33 protein-coding genes and 1 pseudogene are annotated in these 25,467 nt (G+C 71.9%); 17 read left to right on the forward strand and 17 right to left on the reverse strand.

The genetic code is table 11. The features are described 5' to 3' along the window. Positions 1-11 precede the first annotated feature (11 nt). On the reverse strand, positions 12-269 hold the full coding sequence (locus tag ACIOD2_RS14145; RefSeq protein WP_400537654.1) for a hypothetical protein: 258 nt from the start codon (positions 267-269) through the stop codon (positions 12-14). Between the two features lie 128 nt (positions 270-397). Further along, positions 398-853: an Lrp/AsnC family transcriptional regulator gene (locus ACIOD2_RS14150; RefSeq protein WP_400538052.1), complete on the reverse strand. Its 456-nt coding sequence runs from the start codon at positions 851-853 to the stop codon at positions 398-400. An 80-nt stretch (positions 854-933) separates the two neighbouring features. On the opposite strand from ACIOD2_RS14150, the gene ACIOD2_RS14155 reads away from it, so the two are divergent. The 3 genes and pseudogenes from ACIOD2_RS14155 to ACIOD2_RS14165 all read left to right on the forward strand — a co-directional run bounded on the left by ACIOD2_RS14155 (position 934) and on the right by ACIOD2_RS14165 (position 3,213). After that, on the forward strand, positions 934-1,944 hold the full coding sequence (locus tag ACIOD2_RS14155; RefSeq protein WP_400537656.1) for a Glu/Leu/Phe/Val dehydrogenase dimerization domain-containing protein: 1,011 nt from the start codon (positions 934-936) through the stop codon (positions 1,942-1,944). A 321-nt stretch (positions 1,945-2,265) separates the two neighbouring features. Then, positions 2,266-2,463 (forward strand): annotated as a pseudogene (locus tag ACIOD2_RS14160) (cold-shock protein); the annotation flags it as partial. 30 nt (positions 2,464-2,493) lie between these two features. Next, complete coding sequence (locus tag ACIOD2_RS14165; protein WP_400538054.1) at positions 2,494-3,213, forward strand: cold-shock protein; 720 nt, start codon at positions 2,494-2,496, stop codon at positions 3,211-3,213. 304 nt (positions 3,214-3,517) lie between these two features. Here ACIOD2_RS14165 and ACIOD2_RS14170 read toward each other — a convergent pair whose 3' ends face one another. Beyond that, positions 3,518-4,327 carry a PHP domain-containing protein gene (locus tag ACIOD2_RS14170; protein ID WP_400537658.1) on the reverse strand — a complete coding sequence of 270 codons (810 nt, stop codon included), beginning with the start codon at positions 4,325-4,327 and terminating at the stop codon, positions 3,518-3,520. Positions 4,328-4,364: 37 nt separating this feature from the next. On the opposite strand from ACIOD2_RS14170, the gene ACIOD2_RS14175 reads away from it, so the two are divergent. Further along, positions 4,365-7,103, forward strand: coding sequence for an FAD-binding and (Fe-S)-binding domain-containing protein (locus tag ACIOD2_RS14175; RefSeq protein ID WP_400537660.1), 2,739 nt, complete (start codon positions 4,365-4,367; stop codon positions 7,101-7,103). Positions 7,104-7,113: 10 nt separating this feature from the next. Here the strand turns inward: ACIOD2_RS14175 and ACIOD2_RS14180 are convergent, their stop codons facing one another. From ACIOD2_RS14180 to ACIOD2_RS14200, 5 genes are all read right to left on the reverse strand, one after another. Continuing rightward, positions 7,114-7,677, reverse strand: a complete 564-nt coding sequence (locus ACIOD2_RS14180) for a TetR family transcriptional regulator (RefSeq protein ID WP_400537662.1) — start codon at positions 7,675-7,677, stop codon at positions 7,114-7,116. Between the two features lie 42 nt (positions 7,678-7,719). Further along, the gene (locus tag ACIOD2_RS14185; RefSeq protein WP_400537664.1) at positions 7,720-7,917 is read right to left on the reverse strand and encodes a ferredoxin; all 198 of its coding nucleotides are present in this window, start codon (positions 7,915-7,917) and stop codon (positions 7,720-7,722) included. A gap of 10 nt (positions 7,918-7,927) precedes the next feature. After that, positions 7,928-9,142, reverse strand: a complete 1,215-nt coding sequence (locus tag ACIOD2_RS14190; protein WP_400537666.1) for a cytochrome P450 — start codon at positions 9,140-9,142, stop codon at positions 7,928-7,930. Then, on the reverse strand, positions 9,139-9,642 hold the full coding sequence (locus tag ACIOD2_RS14195) for a PadR family transcriptional regulator (RefSeq protein ID WP_400537667.1): 504 nt from the start codon (positions 9,640-9,642) through the stop codon (positions 9,139-9,141). Before ACIOD2_RS14195 ends, ACIOD2_RS14190 begins: the two co-directional genes overlap by 4 nt. A gap of 229 nt (positions 9,643-9,871) precedes the next feature. After that, entirely contained in the window at positions 9,872-10,117 is a 246-nt protein-coding gene (locus ACIOD2_RS14200) for a hypothetical protein (RefSeq protein WP_400537669.1), read from the reverse strand. A 160-nt stretch (positions 10,118-10,277) separates the two neighbouring features. On the opposite strand from ACIOD2_RS14200, the gene ACIOD2_RS14205 reads away from it, so the two are divergent. After that, positions 10,278-11,468, forward strand: a complete 1,191-nt coding sequence (locus tag ACIOD2_RS14205; protein WP_400537671.1) for a cytochrome P450 — start codon at positions 10,278-10,280, stop codon at positions 11,466-11,468. Between the two features lie 15 nt (positions 11,469-11,483). Next, positions 11,484-11,699: a ferredoxin gene (locus ACIOD2_RS14210; protein ID WP_323334049.1), complete on the forward strand. Its 216-nt coding sequence runs from the start codon at positions 11,484-11,486 to the stop codon at positions 11,697-11,699. Here the strand turns inward: ACIOD2_RS14210 and mtnA are convergent. Next, positions 11,696-12,664 (reverse strand): S-methyl-5-thioribose-1-phosphate isomerase, encoded by a 969-nt coding sequence (gene mtnA / locus ACIOD2_RS14215; RefSeq protein WP_400537673.1) that lies wholly within the window; start codon positions 12,662-12,664, stop codon positions 11,696-11,698. The genes ACIOD2_RS14210 and mtnA overlap by 4 nt on opposite strands. A 36-nt stretch (positions 12,665-12,700) precedes the next feature. Here mtnA and ACIOD2_RS14220 point away from each other — a divergent pair, with 36 nt between their 5' ends. Further along, the gene (locus tag ACIOD2_RS14220) at positions 12,701-13,108 is read left to right on the forward strand and encodes a RidA family protein (RefSeq protein WP_400537675.1); all 408 of its coding nucleotides are present in this window, start codon (positions 12,701-12,703) and stop codon (positions 13,106-13,108) included. Positions 13,109-13,114: 6 nt separating this feature from the next. On the opposite strand, the gene ACIOD2_RS14225 is transcribed toward ACIOD2_RS14220, so the two are convergent. After that, complete coding sequence (locus ACIOD2_RS14225) at positions 13,115-13,909, reverse strand: PIG-L family deacetylase (RefSeq protein WP_400537677.1); 795 nt, start codon at positions 13,907-13,909, stop codon at positions 13,115-13,117. 71 nt (positions 13,910-13,980) lie between these two features. Between ACIOD2_RS14225 and ACIOD2_RS14230 the strand changes: the two genes are divergently transcribed. Beyond that, positions 13,981-14,463 (forward strand): DinB family protein, encoded by a 483-nt coding sequence (locus ACIOD2_RS14230; RefSeq protein WP_400537679.1) that lies wholly within the window; start codon positions 13,981-13,983, stop codon positions 14,461-14,463. Here the strand turns inward: ACIOD2_RS14230 and ACIOD2_RS14235 are convergent. Together ACIOD2_RS14235 and ACIOD2_RS14240 are read right to left on the reverse strand one after the other, a co-directional pair. Next, positions 14,460-15,260, reverse strand: coding sequence for an Fpg/Nei family DNA glycosylase (locus ACIOD2_RS14235; protein WP_400537681.1), 801 nt, complete (start codon positions 15,258-15,260; stop codon positions 14,460-14,462). The genes ACIOD2_RS14230 and ACIOD2_RS14235 overlap by 4 nt on opposite strands. A 20-nt stretch (positions 15,261-15,280) precedes the next feature. Continuing rightward, positions 15,281-15,919, reverse strand: coding sequence for a TetR/AcrR family transcriptional regulator (locus ACIOD2_RS14240; RefSeq protein ID WP_400537683.1), 639 nt, complete (start codon positions 15,917-15,919; stop codon positions 15,281-15,283). A 74-nt stretch (positions 15,920-15,993) separates the two neighbouring features. Here ACIOD2_RS14240 and ACIOD2_RS14245 point away from each other — a divergent pair, with 74 nt between their 5' ends. The 4 genes from ACIOD2_RS14245 (at position 15,994) to infA (ending at position 18,828) form a co-directional block, all read left to right on the forward strand. Then, the gene (locus ACIOD2_RS14245; RefSeq protein ID WP_400537685.1) at positions 15,994-16,851 is read left to right on the forward strand and encodes an NAD(P)H-binding protein; all 858 of its coding nucleotides are present in this window, start codon (positions 15,994-15,996) and stop codon (positions 16,849-16,851) included. 324 nt (positions 16,852-17,175) lie between these two features. Further along, the gene (locus tag ACIOD2_RS14250; protein WP_400537687.1) at positions 17,176-17,835 is read left to right on the forward strand and encodes a hypothetical protein; all 660 of its coding nucleotides are present in this window, start codon (positions 17,176-17,178) and stop codon (positions 17,833-17,835) included. Between the two features lie 40 nt (positions 17,836-17,875). Continuing rightward, on the forward strand, positions 17,876-18,607 hold the full coding sequence (locus tag ACIOD2_RS14255) for a GNAT family N-acetyltransferase (protein WP_400537689.1): 732 nt from the start codon (positions 17,876-17,878) through the stop codon (positions 18,605-18,607). After that, positions 18,607-18,828: a translation initiation factor IF-1 gene (gene infA / locus ACIOD2_RS14260; RefSeq protein ID WP_392761619.1), complete on the forward strand. Its 222-nt coding sequence runs from the start codon at positions 18,607-18,609 to the stop codon at positions 18,826-18,828. The genes ACIOD2_RS14255 and infA overlap by 1 nt, the downstream gene beginning before the upstream one ends. Here the strand turns inward: infA and ACIOD2_RS14265 are convergent. Beyond that, positions 18,791-19,750 carry a helix-turn-helix domain-containing protein gene (locus ACIOD2_RS14265; RefSeq protein ID WP_400537690.1) on the reverse strand — a complete coding sequence of 320 codons (960 nt, stop codon included), beginning with the start codon at positions 19,748-19,750 and terminating at the stop codon, positions 18,791-18,793. The genes infA and ACIOD2_RS14265 overlap by 38 nt on opposite strands. Before the next feature lie 72 nt (positions 19,751-19,822). Here ACIOD2_RS14265 and ACIOD2_RS14270 point away from each other — a divergent pair, with 72 nt between their 5' ends. Further along, positions 19,823-20,158, forward strand: coding sequence for a cupin domain-containing protein (locus ACIOD2_RS14270; protein ID WP_400537692.1), 336 nt, complete (start codon positions 19,823-19,825; stop codon positions 20,156-20,158). Here ACIOD2_RS14270 and ACIOD2_RS14275 read toward each other — a convergent pair. Continuing rightward, positions 20,155-20,775 carry a glyoxalase gene (locus ACIOD2_RS14275; RefSeq protein WP_400537693.1) on the reverse strand — a complete coding sequence of 207 codons (621 nt, stop codon included), beginning with the start codon at positions 20,773-20,775 and terminating at the stop codon, positions 20,155-20,157. The genes ACIOD2_RS14270 and ACIOD2_RS14275 overlap by 4 nt on opposite strands. A 75-nt stretch (positions 20,776-20,850) precedes the next feature. On the opposite strand from ACIOD2_RS14275, the gene ACIOD2_RS14280 reads away from it, so the two are divergent. From ACIOD2_RS14280 to ACIOD2_RS14290, 3 genes are read left to right on the forward strand one after another with little or no spacing between them, the layout of a single operon-like run. Then, entirely contained in the window at positions 20,851-21,630 is a 780-nt protein-coding gene (locus tag ACIOD2_RS14280; protein WP_400537694.1) for an SDR family NAD(P)-dependent oxidoreductase, read from the forward strand. A 12-nt stretch (positions 21,631-21,642) separates the two neighbouring features. After that, complete coding sequence (locus ACIOD2_RS14285; RefSeq protein ID WP_400537695.1) at positions 21,643-22,260, forward strand: hypothetical protein; 618 nt, start codon at positions 21,643-21,645, stop codon at positions 22,258-22,260. Further along, on the forward strand, positions 22,257-22,892 hold the full coding sequence (locus ACIOD2_RS14290) for a Fic family protein (protein WP_400537696.1): 636 nt from the start codon (positions 22,257-22,259) through the stop codon (positions 22,890-22,892). The genes ACIOD2_RS14285 and ACIOD2_RS14290 overlap by 4 nt, the downstream gene beginning before the upstream one ends. On the opposite strand, the gene ACIOD2_RS14295 is transcribed toward ACIOD2_RS14290, so the two are convergent. Both ACIOD2_RS14295 and ACIOD2_RS14300 read right to left on the reverse strand, forming a co-directional pair. Continuing rightward, positions 22,876-23,337, reverse strand: a complete 462-nt coding sequence (locus ACIOD2_RS14295; RefSeq protein ID WP_400537698.1) for a phage tail protein — start codon at positions 23,335-23,337, stop codon at positions 22,876-22,878. The two genes, ACIOD2_RS14290 and ACIOD2_RS14295, sit on opposite strands and share 17 nt — an antisense overlap. A gap of 49 nt (positions 23,338-23,386) precedes the next feature. Continuing rightward, positions 23,387-24,250: an alpha/beta fold hydrolase gene (locus ACIOD2_RS14300; RefSeq protein ID WP_400537700.1), complete on the reverse strand. Its 864-nt coding sequence runs from the start codon at positions 24,248-24,250 to the stop codon at positions 23,387-23,389. A 65-nt stretch (positions 24,251-24,315) separates the two neighbouring features. Here ACIOD2_RS14300 and ACIOD2_RS14305 point away from each other — a divergent pair, with 65 nt between their 5' ends. Continuing rightward, positions 24,316-24,771 carry a MarR family winged helix-turn-helix transcriptional regulator gene (locus ACIOD2_RS14305; RefSeq protein ID WP_400537702.1) on the forward strand — a complete coding sequence of 152 codons (456 nt, stop codon included), beginning with the start codon at positions 24,316-24,318 and terminating at the stop codon, positions 24,769-24,771. A 6-nt stretch (positions 24,772-24,777) separates the two neighbouring features. On the opposite strand, the gene ACIOD2_RS14310 is transcribed toward ACIOD2_RS14305, so the two are convergent. After that, a complete protein-coding gene (locus ACIOD2_RS14310) occupies positions 24,778-25,410 on the reverse strand; it encodes a TetR/AcrR family transcriptional regulator (RefSeq protein WP_400537704.1) in 633 nt (210 codons plus the stop codon). Positions 25,411-25,467: the final 57 nt, after the last annotated feature.

Here is a 25,467-nt window from a genome sequence, read left to right on the forward strand (position 1 = left end):
CAAAACAATAATTACGCGGCGGCCGCGAAAACTTCACCCAGAGCGTTCGATCCGGCTTCGGTGAGTAGTGCCGGAACGCGCTCGCCGCACTTGCCCGGGCGGGCCGGCGCGATCAGGCCCAGGCGGGCCAGCCGGTGCACGGTGGACTGGTCGCAGCAGCTCAGGCCGTCGATGAAGAGGTCGGGTTCGCAGCTGCAGCTGATCTCGGCGTGGCCCTCTGCCACGGCTCTCAATGTGGCCCGCTCACGATGGTTCAGTTCGGTGATCATGGCGGCGCCTCCTTCCCGTCGTGCTCATTAGACGCCCCGCCACCGACAGTTTCCGCCTCTCAGCGTGCGAATCCGGGTATTTAGGGGGTGTACTCAGGGGTGGCGTGCCGGCCATGTCCGGGTACCCCTTAGGCCAGGGGTTCCAACGTCGTCTTGCGGAGGTGGCGGAAAATGATCGAAGTGCGGAAGCCGACTACCTCCCGGCGGATCGCGAGCCGGTCGGCGAGGAACGCGTGCAGCCCGTCGATGTCGGGTGCGGTGACTTCGATCAGGAAATCGTCGCTGCCCGCTGTGACGTAGACCGAAAGCACCTCCGGCAGTTCGCCGATCGACTGCTGGAACGCGTCGATCACCGCCCGGCTCAGCGGCCGCACCTGCGCCGCGACCAGGGCGCGGACGCCGCGGTTGAGGCTCGCCAGGTCGATGTCGGCGTGGTAGCCGCGGATGACACCGCGCTCCCGCAGCAGCCGGATCCGCTCGAGGCAGGTCGAGGGCGCGATGCCGACCTTCCGCGCGATTTCGCGGTTGGTCTGGCGCGCGTCCTCCTGCAGCAGCCGCACGATCGCCGAATCAAGTTCGTCCAGCACCGGGACCTCCTGGTCGTCACCGAATTTAGTTCGGCCATGGATCTGTATCGCCGATCTTCACTTTAACTTCGGACGTTATGACCGCACATGAGCAACTCATCGCCCGACGTGGCCGCCGATCCGGCGTCACGACGATGGTCGCCGTCCATTCGAGCGCACTCGGCCCGGCCGTCGGGGGCTGCCGCTTCAAGGCTTATCCGAGCCTGACGGCGGCCGTCGAGGACGCCCTGCGCCTGTCGGCCGCGATGACCGCGAAGTGCGCTGTCGCGGGCCTCGCCTTCGGCGGCGCGAAGAGCGTCATCGCGCTCGAGCCCGGCCGGGTGCTCTCGCCGGAGGAACGCCGGGACGTCCTGCTCGACCACGGTGAGCTGATCGCTTCGTTCGACGGCGGGTATCTGGCCGGCCCGGACGTCGGCACCGGCCCGGCCGACATGCTGGTGCTCCGCGAGGTCACGCCCCACGCGTACTGCACGCCCGAGGCGGCGGGTGGCACCGGCTCGTCCAGCGGCCCGACCGCGGCCGGCGTCCTCGCCGCGCTGCGGGCCGCGTCGGGAACGCGGTCGATGGCCGGGCGCCGGGTGGTGATCAGCGGGTACGGCTCGGTCGGCGCCCACCTGGCCGCGAGCCTGCAGGCGTCCGGCGCGTCGGTGGTGGTGTCGGACATCGACCCGTCGAAGCGTGCCGAGGCGCGCGACTTCGAGTGGGTTCCGCCGGAGAAGGCGCTCACCATGCCGGCGGACGTGCTGATCCCGGCGGCGGTGGGCGGCGTGCTGACCCCGGAGACGGTGGCCCGGCTCGACACGCCGCTGGTGGTGGGGCCGGCGAACAACCAGCTGTCCGAGGACGCCGTCGCGGACGCCCTCGCCGCTCGTGGCGTGCTGTGGGTGCCGGACTACGTGGCCAGCGCGGGCGGGATCGTCTACACGCTTTCGCGGGAAGCCGAGGGCCTGGACCACGCCGCGGGGTTGGCCCGCGTGGAGGCGATCGAGGACACGGTGGCGGACATCCTGGCGGCCGCGAAGGCTCACTCGACCACTCCGCTTTTTGAGGCGGCCGCACTGGCCGAGCGCCGCCTCGCCTCGGTCTGACCCCGAGCGCGCCAAGGCGGCCTTGGGTGCGTGTGACGCACCGAAGGCCACATTGGGGCGTTTGGGCTCCGCGGCGCAGGGCGGGGAGCGCCTCGGGCGGTCGCGAATTGCACCGGCTCGCGGTGGGCACTGGCTGAAGCCGTGGGTCGTGAGGGGCACCCTCATGGTCTTGAGACCTGGTCTCAAAACTCGGCGTGTCGCTGGGTGAACCAACGGCCCGCCCTGGCTCCGCACCGCCCGCCGGTGGGCCCGGCCCGACGGACCGGAGGTCTGTCAGAGAGACTGGGGGCCAGTGCCCGCCCTCTCGACCTGGAGCCGTTGATGCCGCAAGGGACCGTCCGTTGGTTCGACGCCGAACGTGGTTTCGGCTTCCTCGCGCCCGAGGACGGCTCGCCGGACGTGTTCGTGCACGCCTCCGAGATCGTCGGGGACGGCGACGCGAGAGTGCTCCGCGAGGGTCAGGCCGTCGTGTTCGAGGTCGGTGAGAACGACCGCGGGCCCCAGGCGCTGCGCGTTCGCGTCACCGCCGATGCGGCCACCAGCAGCGCCGTGGGCCTGCTCGGCACCGTCAACTGGTACGAGCCGGGCAAGGGGTACGGCTTCGCGTCGCCGGACGGCGGCGGCGCCGACGTCTTCGTGCACAGCTCCGCCATCGTGACCGGCGGCGTGGTCGCCGAGGGGCAGCGGGTGGCCTTCCTGGTCGTCGAAGGCGAGCGCGGCCCGCAGGCCGGGCACGTGATCCCGCTGGGAGCAGGGGCCGGCTCACCCGCTGCGGCCGGTATCGCGGACGGTGCCGACGGCACGGTGGCCTGGTACGACGAGGACAAGGGCTTCGGCTTCATCAACCCCGACTCCGGCGCCGGGGACGTCTTCGTTCACGCCCGGGCCCTGGCCGAGGGGCTGACGTGGCTCGCGGAGGGCGACCGCGTCGCCTACGAGGTGGCCAGTGGGGACAAGGGCCCGCAGGCCCGCGACGTGCACCTGGTCCGGGGCGCCGAGCCCCAGACGGCGCCGCAGCGGCCGGCACCTGCCGCGGCCGCAGGGCCGGCGGCGCGGGACGTGCCCGTACGAGGCGGCGAGGGCGTCGTCGCGCGCTACGACGACGACCGCGGCTTCGGCTTCATCACCCCGGACGCAGGCGGCGACGATCTCTTCGCCCACGCGTCCGTGATCATGGGGTCGGAGCCGCTGCAGAAGGGTGACCGGGTCCGGTACGCGGTGCGTCAGAGCGACCGGGGCCCGCAGGCCGACCGCATCGAACGCCTCTGAAGAGGCGGCAACGCGGCTGCGGCCTCCTCCAGGAGATCGATCTCCCTCGTGGTGGCGGGGCCCGTGCCGACCCGAACTTGATGAGCCGGCGGACGTTGATCACGGTGCAGGCCAGCGTGAGTAACGCCGGCGTGGTGCATTCGGTCCGGTCGTAGCGCAGCCCGAGGCCGGTCTTCGACCCGCCGCTGCTGCGTCGTCTTCGCCACGACTGCCCGCGATCGACGACCAGGACCGGCAGGTTACGCAGTGATACACCCTTAATTTGAGACCAGGTCCAAGCGCCATGAGGATGCCCTTCATGGCGCTAGGGGCGCAGGGCGGACAGGACCTCGGGGGTGGTCGTGAAGTCGCCGAGGTGGACCGGCTTGCGGTCGCCGTGGAAGTCGCTCGAGCCCGTCGTGAGCAGGCCCAGCTCGGCGGCCACCGCCCGCAGCCGCTGCCGGACCTCCGGTGGCTGCTCCGGGTGGTCGGCCTCGATCCCGGCGAGCCCGGCCGCGGCCAGCGTGGCCAGCTGCGCGTCCGTCACTGACGCCCGGCGCTTCACCGAGCGCGGGTGGGCCAGCACGGCCGTGCCGCCGGCCGCGCGGACCAGGGCGATCGCGGCCGCCGTGGGCAGGACGTGCTTCGGGACGTCCGCGCGGCCGCCGTCGGCGATCCAGTCCTGCGTGAACGCGTCGGTCGTCACCCCCGATGCCACCAGCGCCGCCGCGACGTGCGGGCGGCCTAGCGGGGCGCCCGCCGCGATCGCGGAGACCTGGGCCAGGGTGATCGGCGCGCCCAGCTCGCGGCAGCGCTCGACCATCCGTTCCGCACGGCGGGTGCGGTCGGTGCGGATCAGCTCCAGCTCGCCGGCCAGCGGCTCGTCCACCGGGTCGACGAAGTAGCCGAGCAGGTGCACCTCGGCGTCGTCGAGGCGGCAGGAGATCTCGACGCCGGGCACCAGCTCGACTCCGACTTCCGCGGCGGCGGGCGTCGCCAGAGCCAGGCCGGCGAGCGTGTCGTGGTCCGTGAGCGCCACCACGGTCAGGCCCGCCCGCGCCGCCAGCCGGGGCAGGTCAGCCGGTGGTGTCGTCCCGTCCGAGGCCGTGCTGTGGGCGTGCAGGTCGATCGTCACACAGCGGATCGTGCCACCGATCGTCTTGAATGGGGGCGTGGAGATCCTCACCGACGCCGCCACGCTCGCGCTGTACACGACCGACGCCTCCAACTACCGCCACGTGCCCCGGGGCGTCGTGCTGCCGGAGACGGTCGACGACGTCGTCGCCGCGGTCGCCGCCGCCCGCGCCCGGGACCTGCCGGTGATCGCCCGCGGCGGCGGCACCAGCGTCGCCGGGAACGCGTGCGGGCCCGGGCTGGTGATCGACACCTCGCGCCACGTCGGCGGGGTGCTCTCGCTCGACCCGGACGCGCGGCTGGCGCGGGTGCTGCCCGGCACGGTGCTGGACGACCTGCAGGCCGTCGCGGCGCCGCACGGGCTGCGGTTCGGCCCGGACCCCTCGACGCACAGCCGCTGCACGATCGGCGGGATGATCGGCAACAACGCGTGCGGCTCGCACTCGGTGGCCTGGGGCCGCACGGTCGACGTCGTGCGCTCGCTGGACGTCCTGCTCTACGACGGCACCCGGCTGCGGGTGGGGCGGGACGAGCCGACCGAAGGCCGGATCTTCGACGAGCTGCGCGCGCTGGTCCGGGACAACCTGGCGGTGCTGCGCAAGGAACTCTCGACCTGGGGCCGCCGGGTGTCCGGCTACGGCCTCGAGCACCTGTTGCCGGAGAACGGGTTCGACGTCGCGAAGGCCCTCGTCGGCTCGGAAGGCACCTGCGTCACGGTGCTCGAAGCGACGGTCGCGCTCGCCGAGGTGCCGAAGCAGCGGGTGCTGGCGGTGCTGGGGTTCCCGTCCGACATCGCCGCGGCCGACGCCGTGCCGCAGATCCTGCCGTGGTCGCCGCTGACCGTCGAAGGGGTCGACGCCGAGCTCGTCGCGATGATGCCGGGGCGCGCGGACGACCTGCCGCCGGGCGGAGCCTGGCTGTTCGTCGAGCTGGCGGGGGAGGACCCGGCCGGGCGGGCCCGCGCGCTGGCGGCGTCGCTGGAGCTGACCGGGTCCGCGGTGCTCGACGACCCCGTGGCGCAGCGGCGGCTCTGGCGGATCCGCGAAGAGGGCGCCGGCCTGGCGACCCGGCTCGCCGGCGGCGCCGAGGCGTGGCCGGGCTGGGAGGACGCGGCCGTCCCGCCCGAGCGGCTCGGCGCGTACCTGCGCGAGTTCAAGGAGCTGATGCGCGCGCACGGGCGCAAGAGTGTCGTCTACGGCCACTACGGCGAGGGCTGCCTGCACCTGCGCCTGGACTTCGATCTGCTGTCACCGCAAGGGATCGCCGGCTTCCGGCGGTTCCTGGAGGAGGCCGCGGACCTCGTCGCGTCCCACGGCGGCTCGCTCTCCGGCGAACACGGTGACGGCCAGGCCCGGTCGGAGCTGCTGTCCCGGATGTACAGCCCCGAAATGCTCGACGTCTTCGCCCGGTTCAAGGCGATCTTCGACCCCGCCGGGCGGATGAACCCCGGGATCCTCGTCGAGCCGCGCAAGGTCGACGCGAACCTGCGGGTCCGCACCGCACCACTGTCCATAGAGGACGTCACGGTGCTCGGCTACCCCGAGGATCGCGGCAGTTTCGGGCAGGCGATGCGGCGCTGCGTCGGCGTGGGGAAGTGCCGCAACACCAGCGGTGGTGGCGTGATGTGCCCGAGTTTCCGCGCCACCCGTGAAGAACGGCATTCGACGCGCGGCCGGGCGCACCTGCTCGCCGAGATGATCAACGGCGAGGTCATCACGGACGGCTGGCGCTCCGCGGAGGTCCACGACGCGCTCGACCTGTGCCTGTCCTGCAAGGGATGCCTGTCGGACTGCCCGGTGGACGTCGACATGGCGACGTACAAGGCCGAGTTCCTGCACCAGCACTACCGGCGCCGGCTGCGCCCGGCGTCGCACTACTCGATGGGCTGGCTGCCGCTGTGGCTGCGGGTGAGCGGGCGGATGCCGCGGCTGGCGAACGCGGCGGGACGTTCGAAAGTGCTGTCCGGTCTGCTGAAACGGCTGGGCGGGATCGCGCCGGAACGCGCGCTGCCGGAGTTCGCGCGGACGCCGTTCACCCGCGCCCGGGCCGACCTGCGGCGCAGTGCGTCCGGCGAGCGGAAGGTCGTGCTGTGGCCGGATTCGTTCAACAACTACCTGACGCCGTCGGTGCTCGACGCGGCCCACGAGGTGCTGACCGCGGCCGGGTACGACGTCGTGCTGCCCGACCGTGGTGTCTGTTGTGGACTGACGTGGATCTCGACCGGCCAGCTCGACGTCGCGCGCCGGGTGCTGCGCCGGACGTTGGACGTGCTGCAGCCCTATTTGGACGCGGGTTACGAGGTCGCCGGGCTGGAACCGAGTTGCACGGCGTTGTTCCGCGGCGACCTGCCCGCGCTGCTGCCCGGTGACGCTCGGGCGGAACTGCTGGCCTCCCGGACGGCCACCTTCGCGGAACTGCTGGAGCGCGCCCCGATCCCGTTCGCGGCACTGGACGTCGACACGATCACCCAGGTGCACTGCCACCAGCACGCGGTCCTCGGCTTCGGCGCCGACGAGTCGGCCATGGCGGCGGCGGGCGTTCGCAACACGACGCTGGATTCGGGGTGCTGCGGCCTCGCGGGCAACTTCGGCTTCGAGCGCGGCCACTACGACGTGTCGAAGGCGGTGGCGGAGGACCGGATGCTCCCGGCGATCCGCGCGGCCTCGGACGACACGGTCGTCGTCTCCGACGGCTTCAGCTGCCGGACGCAGATCGCGCAGGAGTCGGGCCGCCAGGCCGTGCACCTGGCCGAGCTGCTGCGGCGCGCGCTGCCCTGACGGGCCTCGGCTATTCGGTGCGCTCCAGCAACGTGCGGGTGGCGGTGAGCACGAGACGGCAGATGTCGTCCGGGTCGGCGCTGGCCAGCGGTTCCTTGGCGGTGATCTCGCGGACCAGCCCGATGCCGAGCAGCCAGGCGATCGCGAGGTCGGCGCGCAGCTCGGCGTCCGGCGCGTCGGTCAGTTCCGTCAGCGTGGCGGCGTATTCGCGGCCCAGTTCCTGCCGCATCGCCGCGGCGGCGCTGTCGCTGCCCGGCGACCGCAGGTAGGTCTCGAGCGTGCGGTTCCGTTCGCTGCCGGGCTCCAGCATGGCGCGCAAGGTCGCGCTGAACAGGCGTTCCGGCGAGTTCGAGGCGATCTGCTCACGCGTGTTGCGCGCGATGACCGCCTCGAACAGCGCCTCTTTGCTGCCGAAGTACCGGAAGAGCAGCGACTGGTTGGCGCCGGCCTCCTTCGCGATGTCCCGCACCGTGGTGCGGTCGAAACCCCGCTCGGCGAACAGGTTCGCGGCGGCGTCGAGCAGCGCCAGGCGCGTCGCGGCGGCGTCCCGCTTCCGGCCCGGCTGTTCGGTCACCGGTGAAGGTTAACCGGCAAACCGGACGCGGGTGCGGCGCGCCTACGCCTCGGCGAGCCGGATCGCCGCGGCCGGGCAGGTCAGCTCCGCCTGCCGCGCCGCGTCCCGCTCCCCGGCCGGCGGCTCCGCCGCGAGCAGGACCACCGTGCCGTCCTCTTCGTTCTGGTCGAACGTCTCCGGCGCCAGCAGCACGCACTGTCCGGAAGAGACGCACTTCTCGGTGTCGACGCTGATCTTCACGATGCGCTCCTCACCAGGTGACGGGGACGCGGTCGACGCCGCCGGCGACGCGGTTCACGCGGACCGCGATGTCGTCGAGGCCCACGGCGAGGCGCATCTCCGGGAAGCGGCGGAACAGGGCCGGGAAGACCGTCCGCAGCTCGGTGCGGGCCAGGTTGGCGCCGATGCAGACGTGCGCGCCGGTGCCGAAGGCGAGGTGGACGTTCGGGGTGCGGCCCGGGTCGAACTCGTCCGGGTCGGCGAACGCCGCGGCGTCGCGGTTGGCCGCGTCGCTGGAGACGAGCACGGCGTCACCGCGCATGATCCGGGTCCCGGCGATCTCGACGTCCTCGTGGGCGTAGCGCAGCAGGCCGGTGCCGCTGGTCGCGGTCATCCGGAGGATCTCCTCGACCGTCTGGTTCACCTCGCCGTCGGGGTCGGCGGCGAAGCGGTCGCGGCGGGCGGTGTCGGTGAGCAGGAACAGCACGCCCATCGCGATCCGGGTGGACGTCGTCTCGTGGCCGGCGAACAGCAGCCCGGCGCCCATGCGGGCGAGGTCGTCGTTGGTGAACGTCGGGTCGTCGGCCTGGACCGCGACCATGTCGGAGATGACGTCGGGCTGCGGGTTCGCGCGCTTCGCGTCGGCGAGACCGGTCATGTAGGCCTTGAACTCGTTCATCGCGGCCTGCGCGTCCGCGCCGCCGTCCATCACCGCGATCCGCTCGGACAGGTTCCGGAAGTGCCCGCGGTCCTCGAACGGGACGCCGAGCAGCTCGCAGATCACCAGCACCGGCAGCGGGAACGCGAGCAGCTCGGTCAGGTTGACCGGCTCGCCGGGGTGGGCGTCGTGCGCCGCCTGCATCTCGTCGAGGCAGCGGGTGGTCAGCTCGTCGATCCGGTCGCCGAGGGCGCGCATCCGCGGCGCGGAGAACGCGGGCGCGAGCATCCGCCGCATCCGCTTGTGCTCTTGTTCTTCGGTGTCGAAGTCGCCGCTCGGGCCGTCCTGGATCGCGGCGTGGGAGATCCGCGACGCCTGTTCCGGCGCCGGGTGCGAGCGGCCGAACCGCTTGTCGCGGAAGACTTCCTTGGCCTCCTCGAACGAGGTCACCAGCCACGCCGGGTCGCCGGCGGGGGTGAGCACGCGGCTGATCGGAGCCTGCTGCCGGAGCGCTTCGTAGTCGGGCGCGATCGCGAGCGCGTTGGCGCGGGCGAAGGGCAGCCGAGGGGTCTCTTCGGTGGTGGTCATGAGTTCGCTCCTCGTTTCAGTTCGGAGAGCCAGGCGCGTTCGGTGTCGAACTGCTCGCAGACGTGCCGCATGGTCGCCCGGCTCCACGGATCGGCCTGCTCGGCGAGCAGCCGCGTCAGCCGCTCGCGCTCGGCGGCCAGCGCGCGGTCGCGGACCTCGATCACGCGCACGCGTTCGTCCTCGCGCAGCCAGCCGAAGTTCCCCACCCTGGCCAGGAATTCGGCTTCGTTGAGCCCCAGTTCGCCCGGGAAGTCGGCGAGCATGTCGTGCAGCAGCTCCCGCCCGACATCGGTGACGGTGTAGACGTGCCGCGGCGGTTTGGCCTCCTGTTCCTCCGCGCTGCGGCTCACCGCACCGGCGTCGACGAAGCGCCGCAGGGTCGGGTAGAGCGAGTTGTTCGACAGGGTGTGGCCGGTGGACGCCTCCACGGCCTTGCGCAGCTCGTAACCGTGCATCGGTTCGCGGGCCAGCCTCGACAGCAGCAGGATCTCGATCCACACCTAGGTCACCGTAACCTAGGTCTCCGTGACTCGGCAATGGCTCACGGTGACACCCGGCCGGAAACTTTCCGCCGAGCACTGGACAAAAACTGGTCGATAACCGCGCAGACCTGGGACAACGGCGGCGCGCACGGCATCGTCGGTGGCGGTCGCTTCGGGGGGATGCGGGCGGCGTACGGCGGCGCCTCGGAAGCCGGCCTGGGGGCTGCTTCCGAGGCGTTCGCCGCCGCTAGTTCTTCAGCGTGATGACGGCCAGGACGAACCCGGCGATGCCCAGGAGTTCGGAGGCGAGGGTGAGTGCGTTCTTGTGATGGCCGCCGCCTCCGCCCATGGTGACGCCGCGCTTGACCGCCTTGAAGAGAAGCAGCGCGGCCAAGCACGCTGCCAGGCCGATCAGGTAACTGGTGCCGCTCAACGACAACATGACGTAGGCCGCCGCAGTGCCGAACAAGCCGATGATGACGATTCCCCGCATTGGCCCTCCTCGCGGCATGACACTTCGAGAGTGACGGACCACGCCTCTGCCGATGGGGTGAGCTCTACGCAGCGTGGTCACCAGAGCGCTCGACGTGAGCCTCGAAGCTGTGTAGCGTTTGCAAGCAGTTGCTTACAAACGAGGACCACGGGGGTTCCGGATGACCACCACGCACACCGAGCCGCTCGCGTACCCGTTCAACGAGGAGGCCGGGCTCGATCTCAACGAGGCCTACGCCGCCGCGCGGGAGGGGGAGGGCCTGGTGCGGGTCAAGATGACCTATGGCGAACCCGCTTGGCTGGCCACCCGGTACGCCGATGCCCGGCTCGTGCTCGGGGACCGTCGCTTCTCTCGGGCTATGGAGAAGGAGAAGGACGCGCCGCGGCGGTCGCCGATGCAGCGTGACGGCGGGATCCTGCAGATGGACCCGCCCGACCACACGCGGCTGCGGACGCTGGTCGCGAAGGCGTTCACCATGCGCCGCGTCGAGTTGCTGCGGCCGCGTGTCGTCGAGCTCGCCACCGGGCTGATCGCGGACATGAAGGCCGCCGGCGCGCCCGCGGACCTCGTCGACGCCTACGCGCTGCCGATCCCGGTCGCGGTGATCTGCGAGCTGCTCGGCGTCCCGGTCGCCGACCGGCCGAAGTTCCGCGTCTGGAGTGACGCCGCGCTGTCGACCAGCGGGCTGACCCCCGAGGAGTTCGAGCGCAACCGCGAAGAGCTGCGCGACTACATGCGCGGCCTGATCGCCGAACACCGCGAGCAGCCGCAGGACGACCTGATGACGGCGCTGATCGAGGCCCGCGACACGCGGGACCGGCTGACCGAGCTGGAGCTGGTCGACCTGTGCGTCGGCATCCTCGTCGCCGGCCACGAGACCACCGCGAGCCAGATCCCCAACTTCGTCTACGCGCTGCTGGACCAGCCCGGGCAGTGGGACCGGCTGTGCGCCGACCCCGAGCTGATCCCGGCCGCGGTCGAGGAGCTGCTGCGGTTCGTGCCGCTCGGCGCCGGTGCCGGGTTCGCGCGGTACGCCACCGAGGACATCGAGGTCGGCGGGGTGCTCGTGCGCGCGGGCGAGCCCGTGCTGGTGGCGGTCGGCGCGGCCAACCGCGACCGGCTGCAGTTCGACGACGCGGAGGGGCTGCGGTTCGACCGCGAGGACAACCACCACCTCGGCTTCGGCCACGGCGTCCACCACTGCCTCGGCGCGCCGCTCGCCCGGCTCGAACTGCAGGAGGCGCTGCGCGCGCTGGTCACCGAGATGCCAGGGCTGCACCTGGCCGGCGATATCGTGTGGAAGACGCAGATGCTCGTCCGCGGACCGCGGTCGATGCCGATCGCCTGGTGATTTCGGAAGGTGACCATGAGCTGGCACGTTGAGGTCGACGAACACACCTGCATCGGCTCCGGGATGTGCGCGTCCCTGATGCCCGAGGTGTTCGCGCTGGACGGCGCGGTGGCGCACACGGTCACCGACGAGGTCGACGGCGACGAGACGGTGCTCGACGCGGCCGACTCCTGCCCGGCCATGGCGATCCTGGTGACCGACGGCGGCCGCGAGATCGGCCCGCGCCCTTAAGCAGGCTCGTAGCGGCCGTGTTCGGTGACCACGGCCGTGATCAGCGCCGCCGGGGTGACGTCGAACGCGGGGTTGAACACCTCCGCGCCCGGCGGCGTGATGCCGGCCCCGGCGTATTCGGTGAGCTCGCGGGCGTCGCGTTCCTCGATGGTGATGCCCGTGCCGTCCGCGAGCGAGCTGTCCACTGTGGACGACGGCGCGACGACGACGAACGGCACCTTGTGGTGCGCGGCGGCGATCGCCAGGCCGTAGGTGCCGATCTTGTTGGCGACGTCGCCGTTGGCCGCGATCCGGTCGGCGCCGACGAGCACGCAGTCGACCATCCCGCGGGCCATCGCGGCGGCGGCCGCGCCGTCCGGCTGGACGCGGTAGGGGACGCCGGCCTGCGCCAGCTCCCACGCCGTCAACCGGGCGCCCTGCAGCAGCGGGCGCGTCTCGTCGACGAGCACCTCCTCGACGAGGCCGCGTTCCTGCAGGTGCCAGACGACGCCGAGCGCGCTGCCCCACCCGACGGTCGCGAGCCGGCCCGCGTTGCAGTGGCTGAGCAGCCGCAGCGGCCGGCGCGGGCACTCGGCCAGCACGATCTCGGCGGCGTGCGCGGAGGCCGTCTTGTTCAGCTGTTCGTCTTCGGTCAGCAGGGCTTGCGCTTCGGCGAGGACGGCGTCGGCGCCCTGGCCGAGTTTGGCCAGCGCGCGTTCCACGCCCCAGCGCAGGTTGACCGCGGTGGGGCGGGCGCCGGCGATCAGCTCGGCTTCCGCCCGGACGTCCCCGCCGAGGCGGGCCGCCAGCGCGACGCCGAGCGCGCCGGCACCCCCGAGCGCGGGCGCGCCGCGGACGGCGAGGCGCTTGATCGCGTCGACCAGCTCGCCGACCGTGCGCAGCTCCAGCAGCTTGTACTCGGCGGGCAGCGCGGTCTGGTCGATGATGACGATCGCGCCGTCCGCCCAGTCGATGGTCCTGCGCACGCGCCCTCCCGAAATCCGGTTGCCCGCCCGGAGAGGATGCGGGTTGTGACCATTCAACGGCAGAACCCGCCCGGACTGCACACGACGCCGGGGTACCACCACGTCACGGTGGCCTCGGCGGGCCGCACGGTGTACCTGGCCGGCCAGTGCCCGCTGGCCGCGGACGGCAAGGTCGTCGACGGTGACGTGCTCGCCCAGACCGGCCAGGTGATCGCCAACACGGCGCTCGCGCTCGCGTTCGCCGGCGCCACCCCGGAAGACGTGGTCCGCACGGTGATCTACGTGGTCACCGACGACCGCGCGACGCTCTCGGCGGTCTGGGACCGCTTGACGGAGTCGGAGATCGGCGCGGCCTTCACCACGGCGAGCACGCTGCTGGGTGTCGCGCAGCTCGGGTTCCCGGACCAGCTGGTGGAGCTGGACGTGACGGCTGCTCTCGCCTGAGCCGGTTCAGAGTCCGGCCATCAGATCCGTTTCCGTGATCCCCGGCCCCTGGCCGGCTCGGATGTACCACTCGGTGCCGAACGCGAAGGCGAACGCGTCGTCCGGCATCGCCAGCATGAACGTGTCCTCGCTGATCTGGCTCGGGTGCGCCCGCATCGCCGCGCGTTTCACGTCGACGTACTTCGAGACGTCCACCGCCGCGGTGATCTCGGCCTCGGGCTTGCCGAACTCGACGTTCTCCGGGGGCGTCGGGGCGGCCTCCGGCGGCATCAGCCCCTGTTCGATGGCCTCTTCGAAGCCGCGCTGCATGAACTCGCGGTTGAACGTCGCCTGGAAGACGCGGGCGGTGCCGGCCAGCTCGGCCGCGCGGACGCCGACGCGGTGGACCTGGATGTGGTCCGGGTGGCCGTAGTCGCCGTTGTCGTCGTAGACGGTCAGCACGCTCGCCGACTCCTCGCGCAGGATCGCCGCGAGCCGGGCGGCGGCGGTTTCGACGTCGGCCTGCCAGAAGCACCGCGGGTCGTCGTTCGTCGCCTCGCCCATCATCCCGGAGTCGCGGTAGCCGAGGAACTCGACGCGCTCGACGCCGAGGATCTTCGCGGCCGCGTGCGCCTCCTGGACGCGGCGGTCCTCGAGTTTTTCGCCCTCGGCGAGAAAACCGTCGGGTACCTCGCCGACCTCGCCGCGCGTCGCGACGACCAGCACGACGCGGTGCCCGTCTTCCACGGCTTTCCGCATGACGCCCGCGGTGCGCAGGCACTCGTCGTCGGGATGGGCGTGGAAGGTGACCAGTGTTGCCATGGATCCGACGCTACCGGGTACCTCCGACATTTTCCGTTCGCCGTCGTGCGGAGTCGCTAGGGTCCGCGGTCGTGGAAGGCGAAAAGAGTGTGCTGCTGAGGTACCTGCGCGCGCAACGCGCCGTCGTCCTGGCGGTGCTCGAAGGCTTGAGCGAGGCGGCGCTGACGACCTCGGTCCTGCCGTCCGGGTGGACGCCGCTGGGAATGGTGGAGCACCTCGGGTACGCCGAGCGGTACTGGTTCCAGGAGATCGTCACCGGGCGGGCCGACCCGGTGGCCTGGCCGGACGACGACCACGCGCCCCTGACCACACCGCGGTCCCCGGAGGTCGTTTTCGCGTTCTACCGGCACCAGTGCGCGCGGTCCGACGAGATCTTCGCCGCGACACCGCTCGACACGCCCTGCCACGGACGTTATCCGGACCTGCCCGAAGCGGAGGTCGGTGACCTGCGCGGGGTGGCGCTGCACGTGATCGAGGAGACCGCCCGGCACGCCGGCCACCTCGACGTCGTGCGTGAGCTGATCGACGGCCGCACCGAGCTCGGGCCGCGTTAGCCCGCCTGTTCCTTCGAGCACCACCAGGTCGACCGGCCGCCGACCGTGCCGTGCGCCATTTCCGCGCCGCAGCGGGGGCAGTGGCCGCCGGGCCGGCGGTGCCCGATGATCTCGCCGGTGTGCACCCCGCCGTGCTTGATCGCGGCGCGCAACGACTTCTTCAGGGCATTGTGGAGCTCGGTCAGGTCGTCGCCGGTCAGGCCGTCCACCGGTTGCGACGGGCTCAGCGCAGCCTGCCACAGGGTTTCGTCGGCCAGCAGGTTGCCGATCCCGGCGACCACGGACTGGTCCAGCAGCCGCGCCTTCAGCGGCGCCCGGCCACGGCCGACCCGCTCGCGGAACTCGGCGCGCGCGACCTCCCCGGCGTCGGGGCCCAGCGCGTCCAGGTCGGGGTCGAGGCGCACCCGGCTGAGCCGTCGCGTGTCGAAGAGGAGCAGCTGTTCGCCGTCGGTGAAGGTGATCCCGAACCGGAACCACTCGGGCTTCTCCACCCGGCGACTGAGTTGTTCGGGGCCGAGCGGCCCGCGCTCGTCGCCGAGCCGCAGCTGCCCGGCCATGCCCAGGTGCAGGCCGAGGTTCGGGCCGGGGCGTCCGTCGCCGCCTTCGGTTTCGCACCACAGGGTCTTGCCCCGCCGGTGGGCGGCGGTCAGCCGCCCGCCGGCCAGCGCGGCGGCGATGTCGCCGGGCGGGTGCGGCCGGCAGACCCAGTCGTCGTGGTCGTCGACCTCGCGGATCTTGCGGTCCAGCGCTCCGGTGAGGACCTGGCGGGCGAGCTCGACCTCGGGCAGTTCCGGCACGGGCCCAGTCTGCCCCAGGCTCAGCCGCCGGGCCGGTCGAGCCACTCGGCGAGCAGCGCGCGTTCGGCGGCGGTCAGCTTCGACAGGTCGGGCGTGGCGACACCGGGAGCCGGGGCGTCGGCGAGGATCGCGTGCAGCACCGCCTGGTACATCGTGTCGGCGAGGCTGGTGTCCCGGCCGTCCGGCGGCATGGCCAGCAGCGTGAGCACGGCGCCGGTGCCGGCGGCGTGGACGAGCTCGACCGCGCGGCGCTCGGTGACCCGCAGGCGCCCGGTGGCGGCGACGCGGTGGACGCGGGCGCGCAGGACCGCCATCCCGATGGCCGCGGCCGGGCCGGCGGCCCGCCGTGGGTCGATCAGCAGGCCGAACAGCGGAGCGTTGGCCAGGCCGAAGGCGATGTGCGCGTCCCACCCGGCGCGCAGGTCGGCCAGCGGGTCGGCCGATTCGTCGGGGGTCTTCCCGGTGACGTAGGCGGTGAACACGTGCTCGGCGACGGCGTCGAGCAGGGCGTCCTTGTCCGCGAAGAACCGGTAGATGGCCGGCGGCTGCAGCCCGGCCGCCTGCGCGACGGCGCGGATGGTGACCGGGCTCTCGTTCCGCAGCAGTCGCGCCGCGACCTCCACGATGTTCGCCCGCGTCTCGTCCCTGACCGTCGTCATGTTTTCAATGATAACTCATCTGTGGTATCCATGATGCTAACGTCGTTACTATCAACGTTAGCGAGAGGTGGACCATGATCGTCATCACCGGTGGGACCGGCAAGCTCGGCTCCCGGATCGTCCAGCGGCTGCTCCAGCTCGTCCCGGCCGAGCAGATCGGTGTCAGCGTCCGTGACGTCGAGCGCGCCGGAGACCTCGGCGTGCGCGTGCGGCGCGGTGACTTCGGCGACCCGCAGTCCCTCGCCGAGGCTTTCGAGGGTGCTTCGCAGGTGCTCGTCGTCTCGGCGAACGAGACGGGCGGGAAAGCGGTCGAAAGCCACGTCACGGCGATCGAGGCCGCGGTGGCGGCGGGCGCCGGGCGCATCCTCTACACGAGCCACCAGGGCGCGGCCGAGGATTCGCTGTTCGCGCCGATGCCCGACCACGCGGCGACCGAGGCCCACCTGGCCAAAACGGGCACGCCGTTCACGGTGCTGCGCAACGGTTTCTACGCGAGCACGGTGCCCCAGCTGCTCGGCGCGGCACTGGAGACCGGCGAGCTGGTCGCCCCGGCGGACGGCCCGGTCTCGTGGACCGCGCACGCCGACCTGGCCGAAGCGGCGGCGATCATCCTGGCCTCCGACGGTTCTTTCGACGGCCCGACCCCGCCGCTGACCGCGCCGGTCGCCTTGGACCTCACGGACGCCGCGCGCATCCTCAGTGCCCTGACGGGCCGCACGATCCGCCGGGTCGTCGCGGACGACGAGGAGTGGGTGGCGTCCCTGACCGGCCACGGGGTTCCGGAGCCGCAGGCGCGGATGCTGCTGGGGATGTTCCACGCGTCCCGCCGCGGCGAGTTCGCCGAGGTGAGCCCAGAACTGGAGCGGCTGCTGGGGCGCCCGGCGACGCCGTTGCGCTCGGTGCTGGCGGAGGCCATCGAAGCGGCGGCGTAACAAAGCGGCTTCCGGCGCGACCACGGGAGTATGGCGAGGTTCGTGCAGTTCCCCCACCCCGGACCGGAACACTGCCCGGCGAGCGACAACATGCCCTGGAACGCGGGGGCCCACGGGCGGAAGTTCCTCATCTCGAACGGCTGCTACATCGATGGTGGCAACCAGGTGAGGCAGGGGGAGCTGGTCTTCTGGGGTGAGTGGGAGCCGCCGTCGCACGTGGAGCGCCGGTGGCCACGAAACGGTCGGCTGCCCCGGGTCCTGCACCGGCCGTACTGGGGTCGCGGGTTCGGGCAGAACACCGATCCGTGGGTGTTCGGTGACCGGATGCGCTACAGCAACTGCAGGCAGGTTCGGGGTGAACATCGGCCCACCTCGATGCAGGCGCTGTCGCCGGGTTCGGTGATCTGCTTCGGGTCGAAGCTCGACCACGGGTTCTGCGTCGACACCGTGTTTGTCATCGCCGAGTCCGAGCCATGGACGCCGGCAGAATCCGCCGACCTCGGCGAGGACGAGGCGTTCATGGCCTGCACTGCCGAGCAGCTGGCTGCCGGGGCCGACGCCCACACGCCGTTGACGCTTTACCGCGCGGCGACGTTCGAGAACCCGGTCCACGGCATGTACAGCTTCGTTCCGGCCCTTCCGGCCGACGGCGAGGGGCCGCGGTTCGCCCGGCCCGCGCTTCGCATGCCCGATCTGATCAACCCGGCCGTCTGCATGAACACCTGGGGTTCGAAGCGGCCACTTGAGGTCGCCGAAGTACGGAACGCCTGGAACTCCGTCCGCGAGCAGGTCTTCGAGGCCGGCTTGGTCCTGGCCACCCACCTCGAGACCCCGGCCGGCACCGCCGGAAAAGGAGTTGGGTGCCGTGCCGTTCAGCCGGTAACCTGCGCGGGAACCGTGACACCGGCCCAGGAGGTGAGACCCCGTGAACGTTGCAGCGATGTGGGTGCTCCCCTTCCCAGCACGGTCGGGCGGCTGACGTAGGTGTCGCCGGGAGCGCCAAGCACTCCCGAAAGGTGACACCATGAATCATTCAGGCACCGCCGTCGTGACGCGGGTCGCGGAGCGGCATTGGCACGCGCTGGAGGACGACCTCGTGGTCGGCCGCGGCGAAGCGTCCCAGCGGCCCGATGGGCGGACCTTCCTCAGCATCGACGCCTGGCACGGCGCCGTCTTCGATCACCTCGCCGAGGCGATGCTGCGTGATCTGCCTAGGCCGCTGTACACCGTGGTCGACGAGGCCGATCTCGACCTGACCACCGACTGGCTGCGCGCCGGCTTCTCGATCCGCCGTCGCGAGTGGGAGTACGTCGTGCCCACCGGGCCCGGCAAAACAACCCCTGGCGTGACCGTCATCCCAGTCGGCGAGGCGGAAGAAAAGCCGTTGAAAGAGCTGGATCGGGTGATCCGCGCCGAGGTCGAAAGCAGTGTCGGCTGGCAGGAGATGCCCGCCGAAGTGCGGTCCGCGCTCGACCCGTCGAGGTACGCCGTGGCCGCGCTGGGCGGTGACTACGTGGGGCTCGTCCGGGTGATACCCCTGCGGCAGCCCCGGATCGGGCTGATCGCGGTCCGGGCCGGGCTGCGACGCCGGGGCATCGCCCGGGCTCTGCTCGCCCAGGTGCTGGATTCCTTGCACCACAAGGGAATCGAGACGGCGTCCGCCGAGGTCAACGAGGCCAACGCGGCGGCCACGGCGTTGTTCGAGGGCTTCGGCGCCCGGCGGGCGGGCAGCAACCTCGAGCTGGTGATCCGCTGATGGCGAAGACCGGCAGCATCGAAATCGAGGGCACGGTCACGGAGTGCCTGCGCAACGCCACCTTCCGGGTGGAGCTGGAAAACGGGCACAAGGTGCTCGCGCACATCAGCGGGAAGATCCGGCGGAACTACATCAAGATCCTGCCGTTCGACCGGGTGCTCGTGGAACTCAGCCCGTACGACCTCAGCCGCGGCCGGATCCTGTTCCGCTACCGGAGCTGAACGCCCGCCGGTAGGCGCCCGGGGTCGTGCCGACCAGGGTGCGGAAGCGGCGGCGGAGGTTGACCGCGGAGGTGAGGCCGACGCGCGCCGCGATCGCCTCCACCGGCAGGCCGGTCTCCTCGAGCAGGGTGCGGGCCTCGGCGACCCGGCGCGAAAGCAGCCAGGCGCCGGGGCTCGTGCCCAGCTGCTCGGTGAAGCGCCGCGCCAGCGTGCGCGGGGAAACGCTCAGGTGCGCGGCGAGGTCGCCCACCGACAGGGACGTCCCGAGGCGCGCCCCGGCCCACTCGAGGAGGCCGTCCAGCGCGTCCGGAGGTGGGGCCGGCGGCGCGTACTGCGCTTGGCCGCCGTCGCGGTGCGGCGGCATCACCATGTGCCGCGCGACGAGCGCCGCGTGCGCGGCCCCGTGGTCCTTCCGCACGAGGTGCAGGCACAGGTCGATCCCCGCGCCCGCGCCGGCGCTCGTCGCGACGTCGCCGTGGTCGACGTACAGCGCGTCGGGCTCGACGCGCACGTCGGGGAACTCCGCCTGCAGCTGCGCGGCGCGCTGCCAGTGCGTCGTGGCCGAACGGCCGTCCAGCAGCCCGGTGCGGGCGAGCGCGAACACGCCGGAGCAGATCGTGACGAGCCGCGCGCCACGGGCGTGGGCCCGCAGCAGGGCGCTGCGCACGCGCGCGGGCAGCGGCTCGTCGAGCGGCGCCCAGCCCGGGATGAGCACGGTGTCCGCGGACGCGAGTGCCGAAAGGCCCCGCGGCACGGACATCGTGTACCCGGCCGTCGTCGGCACCGGGCCGGGCGTCTCGGCGCAAACGTCGAACTCGTAGTGCTGCGGCACCCCGGCCCGGTGCGTGCCGAAGACCTCGGCGCCGCAGCCGAGCTCGAACGTCGACTGCACCGGCCGGACCAGCGCGACCACACGATGCATGGCAGAAAAGTACCCCACGGTGTCTTTGTCGACACTGTTCCGGCGGGGCCCGGGCGCGGCACCGTGGGGGACATGCACCCCGAGATCCTCGCCCAGCCGGGCTACACCGCCGTCTCCGTCCGGGAAGCCCCCGTCCGGGAGCTCTTCCCCGGCATCCGGTTCCGTCCGTTGTGGACGGACCCGGGCGGCGCGCACGCTGGGGTGCTGGAGATGGACCCGGGCACGTCCTGGCCGCGCCGCGACGTCCACGAACCCGGCCCGGAGGAGGTCTACGTCGTCGCGGGTACCTTCAACGACGGCGCGGCCGACCACCCGGCCGGGACGTTCCTGCACGCGCCGGCCGGCTCGTGGCACGTGCCCCAGTCGGTCACCGGCTGCACGCTGTTCCTCTTCTACCCGCAGGGTTAGGACGCGGCCGCGATCGACGTGGTCTCCCAGGCGAAGCCGTCCGGGTCGGTGAAGGGCGTTCCACTGCCGGCGATCGCGATCCGGTGCGACCCCTCGCCTTCGGGCGAGACGCCGGCGTCCTTCGCGAGTGCCTTGCGCCGGTACAGCCCCAGCTTGAGGCCGGTGGTCTCGAACTCGACGTACATCCGGCCGAAGCTCTTCCCGACGGCGATGCCGTGGTCGACGTAGAACTTCTTGCTCGCGGCCACGTCGGCGACGCCGAGCAGGAGCACGACGTCGTCGACCTCGCGGGTGGCGGGTCCGGTGTCCTTCTTGGCCGAGGTCGCGATCTTCCAGATCGTGCCGTCCGGGGCCCGGACGACGCCGCCGTAGCCCCACATCGACTTCGCGGCGGGCTTGAGGGCCGTCGCCCCGGCTTCGAGGGCGGCACCGATCAGGGCGTCGACGTTCGCGGGCTGGGACACGGTGAGCGAGAGGGTGAAGCCGCGGAAGCCGGCGGTCGGTTCGTCCGAGGCCCGCACCCGGAGGCGGTCGCCCAGGCCGAAGGCGGTGGTGTAGAAGCGTTCGGCGGCCGCGGGGTCGGCCACCTCGAGGGTGAAGGATTCGATGGAGGTCATGGCGGTAACGCTAGGCGCGCGGCGGTGACCAGGGCTTCTTGATTCCTGATCGGTCTGGGTGCACTGTGACCCACCATGGAGCTGAACCTGTCCGGCAAGATCGCCGTCGTCACCGGCGCCAGCAAGGGCATCGGCCTGGCGATCACCCGCGCGCTGGCCGCCGAGGGCGTCCACGTCGTCGCCGGCGCCCGCACGCTCACCCCCGAACTCGCCGGGCTCACGTCCGTCCGCGCGGTCCAGGTCGACCTCGCCGCCCCGGACGGCCCCGCACGGCTGGTGGACACCGCGATCGGCGAGTTCGGCGGCCTGGACGTCCTGGTGAACAACGTCGGCGGGGTCACGCCGCGCACCGGCGGATTCCTGTCCGTCACCGACGAGGACTGGACGACGGCGCTGACGATCAACTTCCTCTCGGCGGTCCGCACGACCCGGGCCGCGGTGCCGCACCTGATCGAGCGAGGCGCCGGGACCATCGTCACGGTCGCGTCGGTCAACGCTTCGCTGCCGGACCCGCTCGTCATCGACTACAGCGCCGCGAAAGCCGCGTTGCTCAACTTCAGCAAGTCGCTGTCCAAGGAGCTGGGACCCCAGGGGATCCGGGTCAACACGATCAGCCCGGGCCCGGTGAGCACCGGCCTCTGGCTGGGTGACGAGGGTGTCGCGGCGACGGTCGGCCGCGCCAAGAGCCTGGATCCGGACGCGATCGCGAAGCAGGCCGCGGGCGACGCGGTGACGGGCCGGTTCACCCGGCCCGAAGAGGTGGCCGACCTGGTGCTGCTCCTGGCGGGCAACCGCGCGGCGAACGTGACGGGCACGGACATCGTCATCGACGGCGGGATGACACCGACCCTGTGAAATGCTCGGGTGATGACCGAAGCCGTCCTGCCCGTGGACCTGTCCTGGGACGACGTCGATCCCCGGCGTCACCCGTTCGACGCCGGGACCGCCCTCGACGCGATCAAGGCCCTCCCGCCCGCCGCTCGGGTACCCGAAGGCGCGGCTTGGGCGGACGAGCTGGCCCAGGCCATCACCGGCCACTTCGGGAGCTGGGCTTCGGGCTGGCGCTGGGCGCGCGACGAGGGGGACCTCGGCGGCGGCCCGGTCGCGGCCTGGTGCTGCCCCCGCCACTCGATCACCACCCCTGACGAAACGCTGAGCCGCGTCGGGGAGGCCCTTTGCCAGTGGCGAGACTGGCTGGAGGACCTGGCCGAACGGTTCGACCGGTACCCGTTGGAAGACGCGCCGGGTGCGGAGCGTGCCACCACCGACCTGGTGAACGCCGTCGTCGAGCGAACCGGCGCCGGAGACGCCTGGTACTTGCACTGCCGGCAGGTGCTCACCTGGTACCTGACCCGCTGGGGAGTGCCCGCCGAAACGGCTCAGGAGCAGGTCGAACGCGCCGTCTCCGGTGAGTTCGAGAGCTGGGTCGCGCCGGACGCCGACGCCCTGGACGAGGTCGCCGGACGGTTCGCGGCCCAGGGGTGACCGATCACCTCGCGGCGTGGCTGTCCGTCCGGGATTCCGTTCCGTGGCACCAGGTGCGCGGCATTGCGCCGGGGGTGGTCGTCCCGGTGCGAGACGGGCCGGTGCACGACATCCGCGTCCGCGACCACCGCCGTGACCCGGCGAGGGCCGCCCGCCTGCTCGACGCCCTCGCGTGCGTCCGTGCCGACGCCGAATCCGGTGCGACGCCGAGTTTCGAGTTGCTGAGCGCGTGGCAGTGCCGTGTCCTGGACACCGCCGAGGCGCCGTTCCGGACGCTTCCGGCGTTCGCCAAGGGCGGTCGTGAACGCTACGGCGTGGATCCCTTGCTGCGCGGCCGGTTCGACCGGTGCCTGGCGCAGGCCCACGAAGAGGACCCGCCGCTGCCCGCCCGCGCCGCGCGGCTCTACCTCGACGTCTGCTTCTTCCACCCGTTCGACGACGGCAACGCCCGCTCCGCGTTCCTGGCGCTCACTTTCCTGCTGGCGAGAGCGGGGATCACGCTCGACCAGGTGGGTCCCGTCCGCAGCGTCGCGCGCCGCGCCGACGCCCCCGAGGACGCGCTCGCGCTGGCGGACCTACTGGCCGTCCTCATCACGAACACCGCCCGGCGCGGGGTCAGTACTCGTTCTTGATGACGAAGTAGGAACCGCGGATGGTGCCGGCCAGCTTCGACTTCTGCCGGGCGAACTTGAACGCCGACAGTTCTTCGGGGATCTCCATCCCGTCCGACAGCTTGAACCCGACCGCGCGTTTCCCGGACTCCTCGATCGTGTACATCACGTTGATCGACAGGCCGTCTTCGTAGAAGACGTAGGCCATCCGGATGCCCTCGACCTCGAACGCGGTCGCCTCGAGCGGGCGCGCGCCGATGACGATGCCGCGTTCTTCCTTGAGGATCCGGTGCACCCAGTCGACCGTCGACGCGGCCTCGCCCGCGGGCTCGACCGTGAAGACGTGGTCGTACTTGTTCTTGAAGTACCGGGCCTCGTTCGCCCGCAGCCCGGCGAGGGCGTCCGCGATCGGCGACGATTCGAGGCCGACCGTCGACACGGTCGTGAAGTCCACGGCGTAGGACATGGCGGATTCCTCCGGAGGGCGAGGGAAGTACAGCGCCGCTGAGCATAGGTCATTTCCGGTCGATGTCCGCGTAGAACGAGCGGAGGGCGGCGGCCAGCTGCTCGGGGGCTTCCATCGCCACGTAGTGGCCGATCCCTCCGATGTGGACTTCCGTCACGTTGGTGGCGACCTGGCGCAACGTCGCGGGTGTGCGGTCCGAGAAGGACGCCACCGCGAGCACGGGCAGGTCTAGTTTCCGCGCCGCGAGCTGCCGGAGCTCCTCGCCCTCCGTGAGCAGGGATCGGTACAGCCCGGCGGCGCCGGCGAACCCGCCTGGACGCTCGTAGGAGCGGACGAGCTCGTCGACGTCGCTCTCGGAGAACGCGCCGGGGCTCGCGGCGAGGGACGGGATCGCGTAGTCGGCGAGGAACGCGCGCTCGCGTCCGGCGAGGAGCATCTCCGGGATGCCGGGAGCGGCCAGTACGCCGATGTGCCAGGCACCACCGTGGGTGACGTCGGCGAGCGCCTCGGCGCCGAACCCCGGGAGCGCGGTCTCGATCCCGGCGTAGCTGCGGACGAGGTCGGGGCGCGTCGCGGCGACGCGGAACGTCGCGGGGCCGCTGACGTCCTGGCCGGTGAGGTGGACGGGGCCGACGTCCAGGTGCGCGATCAGGTCGGCGAGGTCCTGCGCCGCGGTCGCGCTGTCGTGCTCCGGGCCGGCGGTGGCGGAGTCGCCGAACCCGCGCAGGTCGGCGGCGAACACCCGGTGGTGCTCGCTGAGCAGGGGGATCAGCTTGTGGAAGACCCACCAGGTCTCCGGGAAGCCGTGGACCAGCAGGACGGGGGACCCGGACGTGCCCGCGGCGACGTAGTGCAGCTCGGTGCCGTTGAGGCTGACGCGGTGGTGAGTGAGGGAAGCAGATAGACAAGTCACTTGTCGAACTATAGAAGATAGACAAGCGCCTTGTCCATATCGGCGGGCCTCGTACAATCGGCCGCATGGCACAGTCCAGCGGCGCCGAGCTCGCGCTTCTGCTGCTCGGCGGGTTCCACTCGATGGTCGACGAGGTGAACGTGGAGCTCGCGAAGCGCGGCCACGAAGGCGTCCGCCCGGTGCACGAGTTCGCCTTGCGCGCCGTGGACGCGGGCGCGGACACCGCCTCCGAGCTGGGCCGCCGCCTGTCGGTCACCAAGCAGGCCGCGGCGCAGACGATCGCCACCCTGGAGGATTTCGGTTACGTCGACCGCGAGGCCGACCCGGCCGACGCCCGCCGCAAGCGCGTCCGGGTCACCCCCCGGGGCCACGAGCTGATGACCATCGGCGGCGCCCTCTTCGACGACGTGCGCAGCCGCTGGGCGGCCCGGATCGGGCCCGCGCAGCTGGAGACCCTGGAAGCGCACCTGGCCCAGCTGACCGAGCGCCGCTCGTTCACCGCGGAGAACCTGCAGGACTGATCCCGGCTAGCGGAACAGCCCGGCGTCGCTGAGCGCGATGCGGACGTCGCGGGTGAAACCGGCGGTGTCGTCCAGTCCGAAGGCCGTGTACTGCAGGACAAAACCGTGCAGCAGGGCCATCACGATCCGCGCGCCGCGGTCGGGATCCAGGTCGGCCGGCACGCTGCCCGCCCGCTGACCGGTGCGGAGCGCGTCCGCGATGCGTCCGCGCACGTGCTCGAAGCCCGCTTCGGCGTGCTGCCGCAGCCCTTCGTGACGTAGCAGCTCGCCCCACGCCTGGACGGCGCAGCGCAGGAGCTCGTCGACCGGGACGGCCTGGCCCGCTCCGTCGACGGCGACGTCGCCGCTCACCGGCTCGATCGCCGCCGCGACCAGGTCGGCGATCGTCACGTCGCCGGCCGCGTCGACGAAGTGCTCGACGGGGTCGAACATCACCCGGAAGGCGTCGCCGGCGATCTCGAGGATGATCTCTTCCTTGCCGGCGAAGTAGCGGTAGGGGGCGCCGACCGACACGCCCGCCTCGGCCGCGATGTCGGGCATCGACGTCTGGTGGAAGCCGTCACGGGAGAAGCAGCGACGGGCCGCGGCCACGATCTGTGACCGGTTCGCCGCCCGGCGTTCGGCGGTGATGCGGGGCACGGGTCACCTGCTTCCGTGAATGGTCATTCGCCTTGACGATAGCAGGGGTCCCGGGGC

This window comes from Amycolatopsis sp. NPDC088138 (assembly GCF_044741685.1).
GTDB lineage: Bacteria > Actinomycetota > Actinomycetes > Mycobacteriales > Pseudonocardiaceae > Amycolatopsis.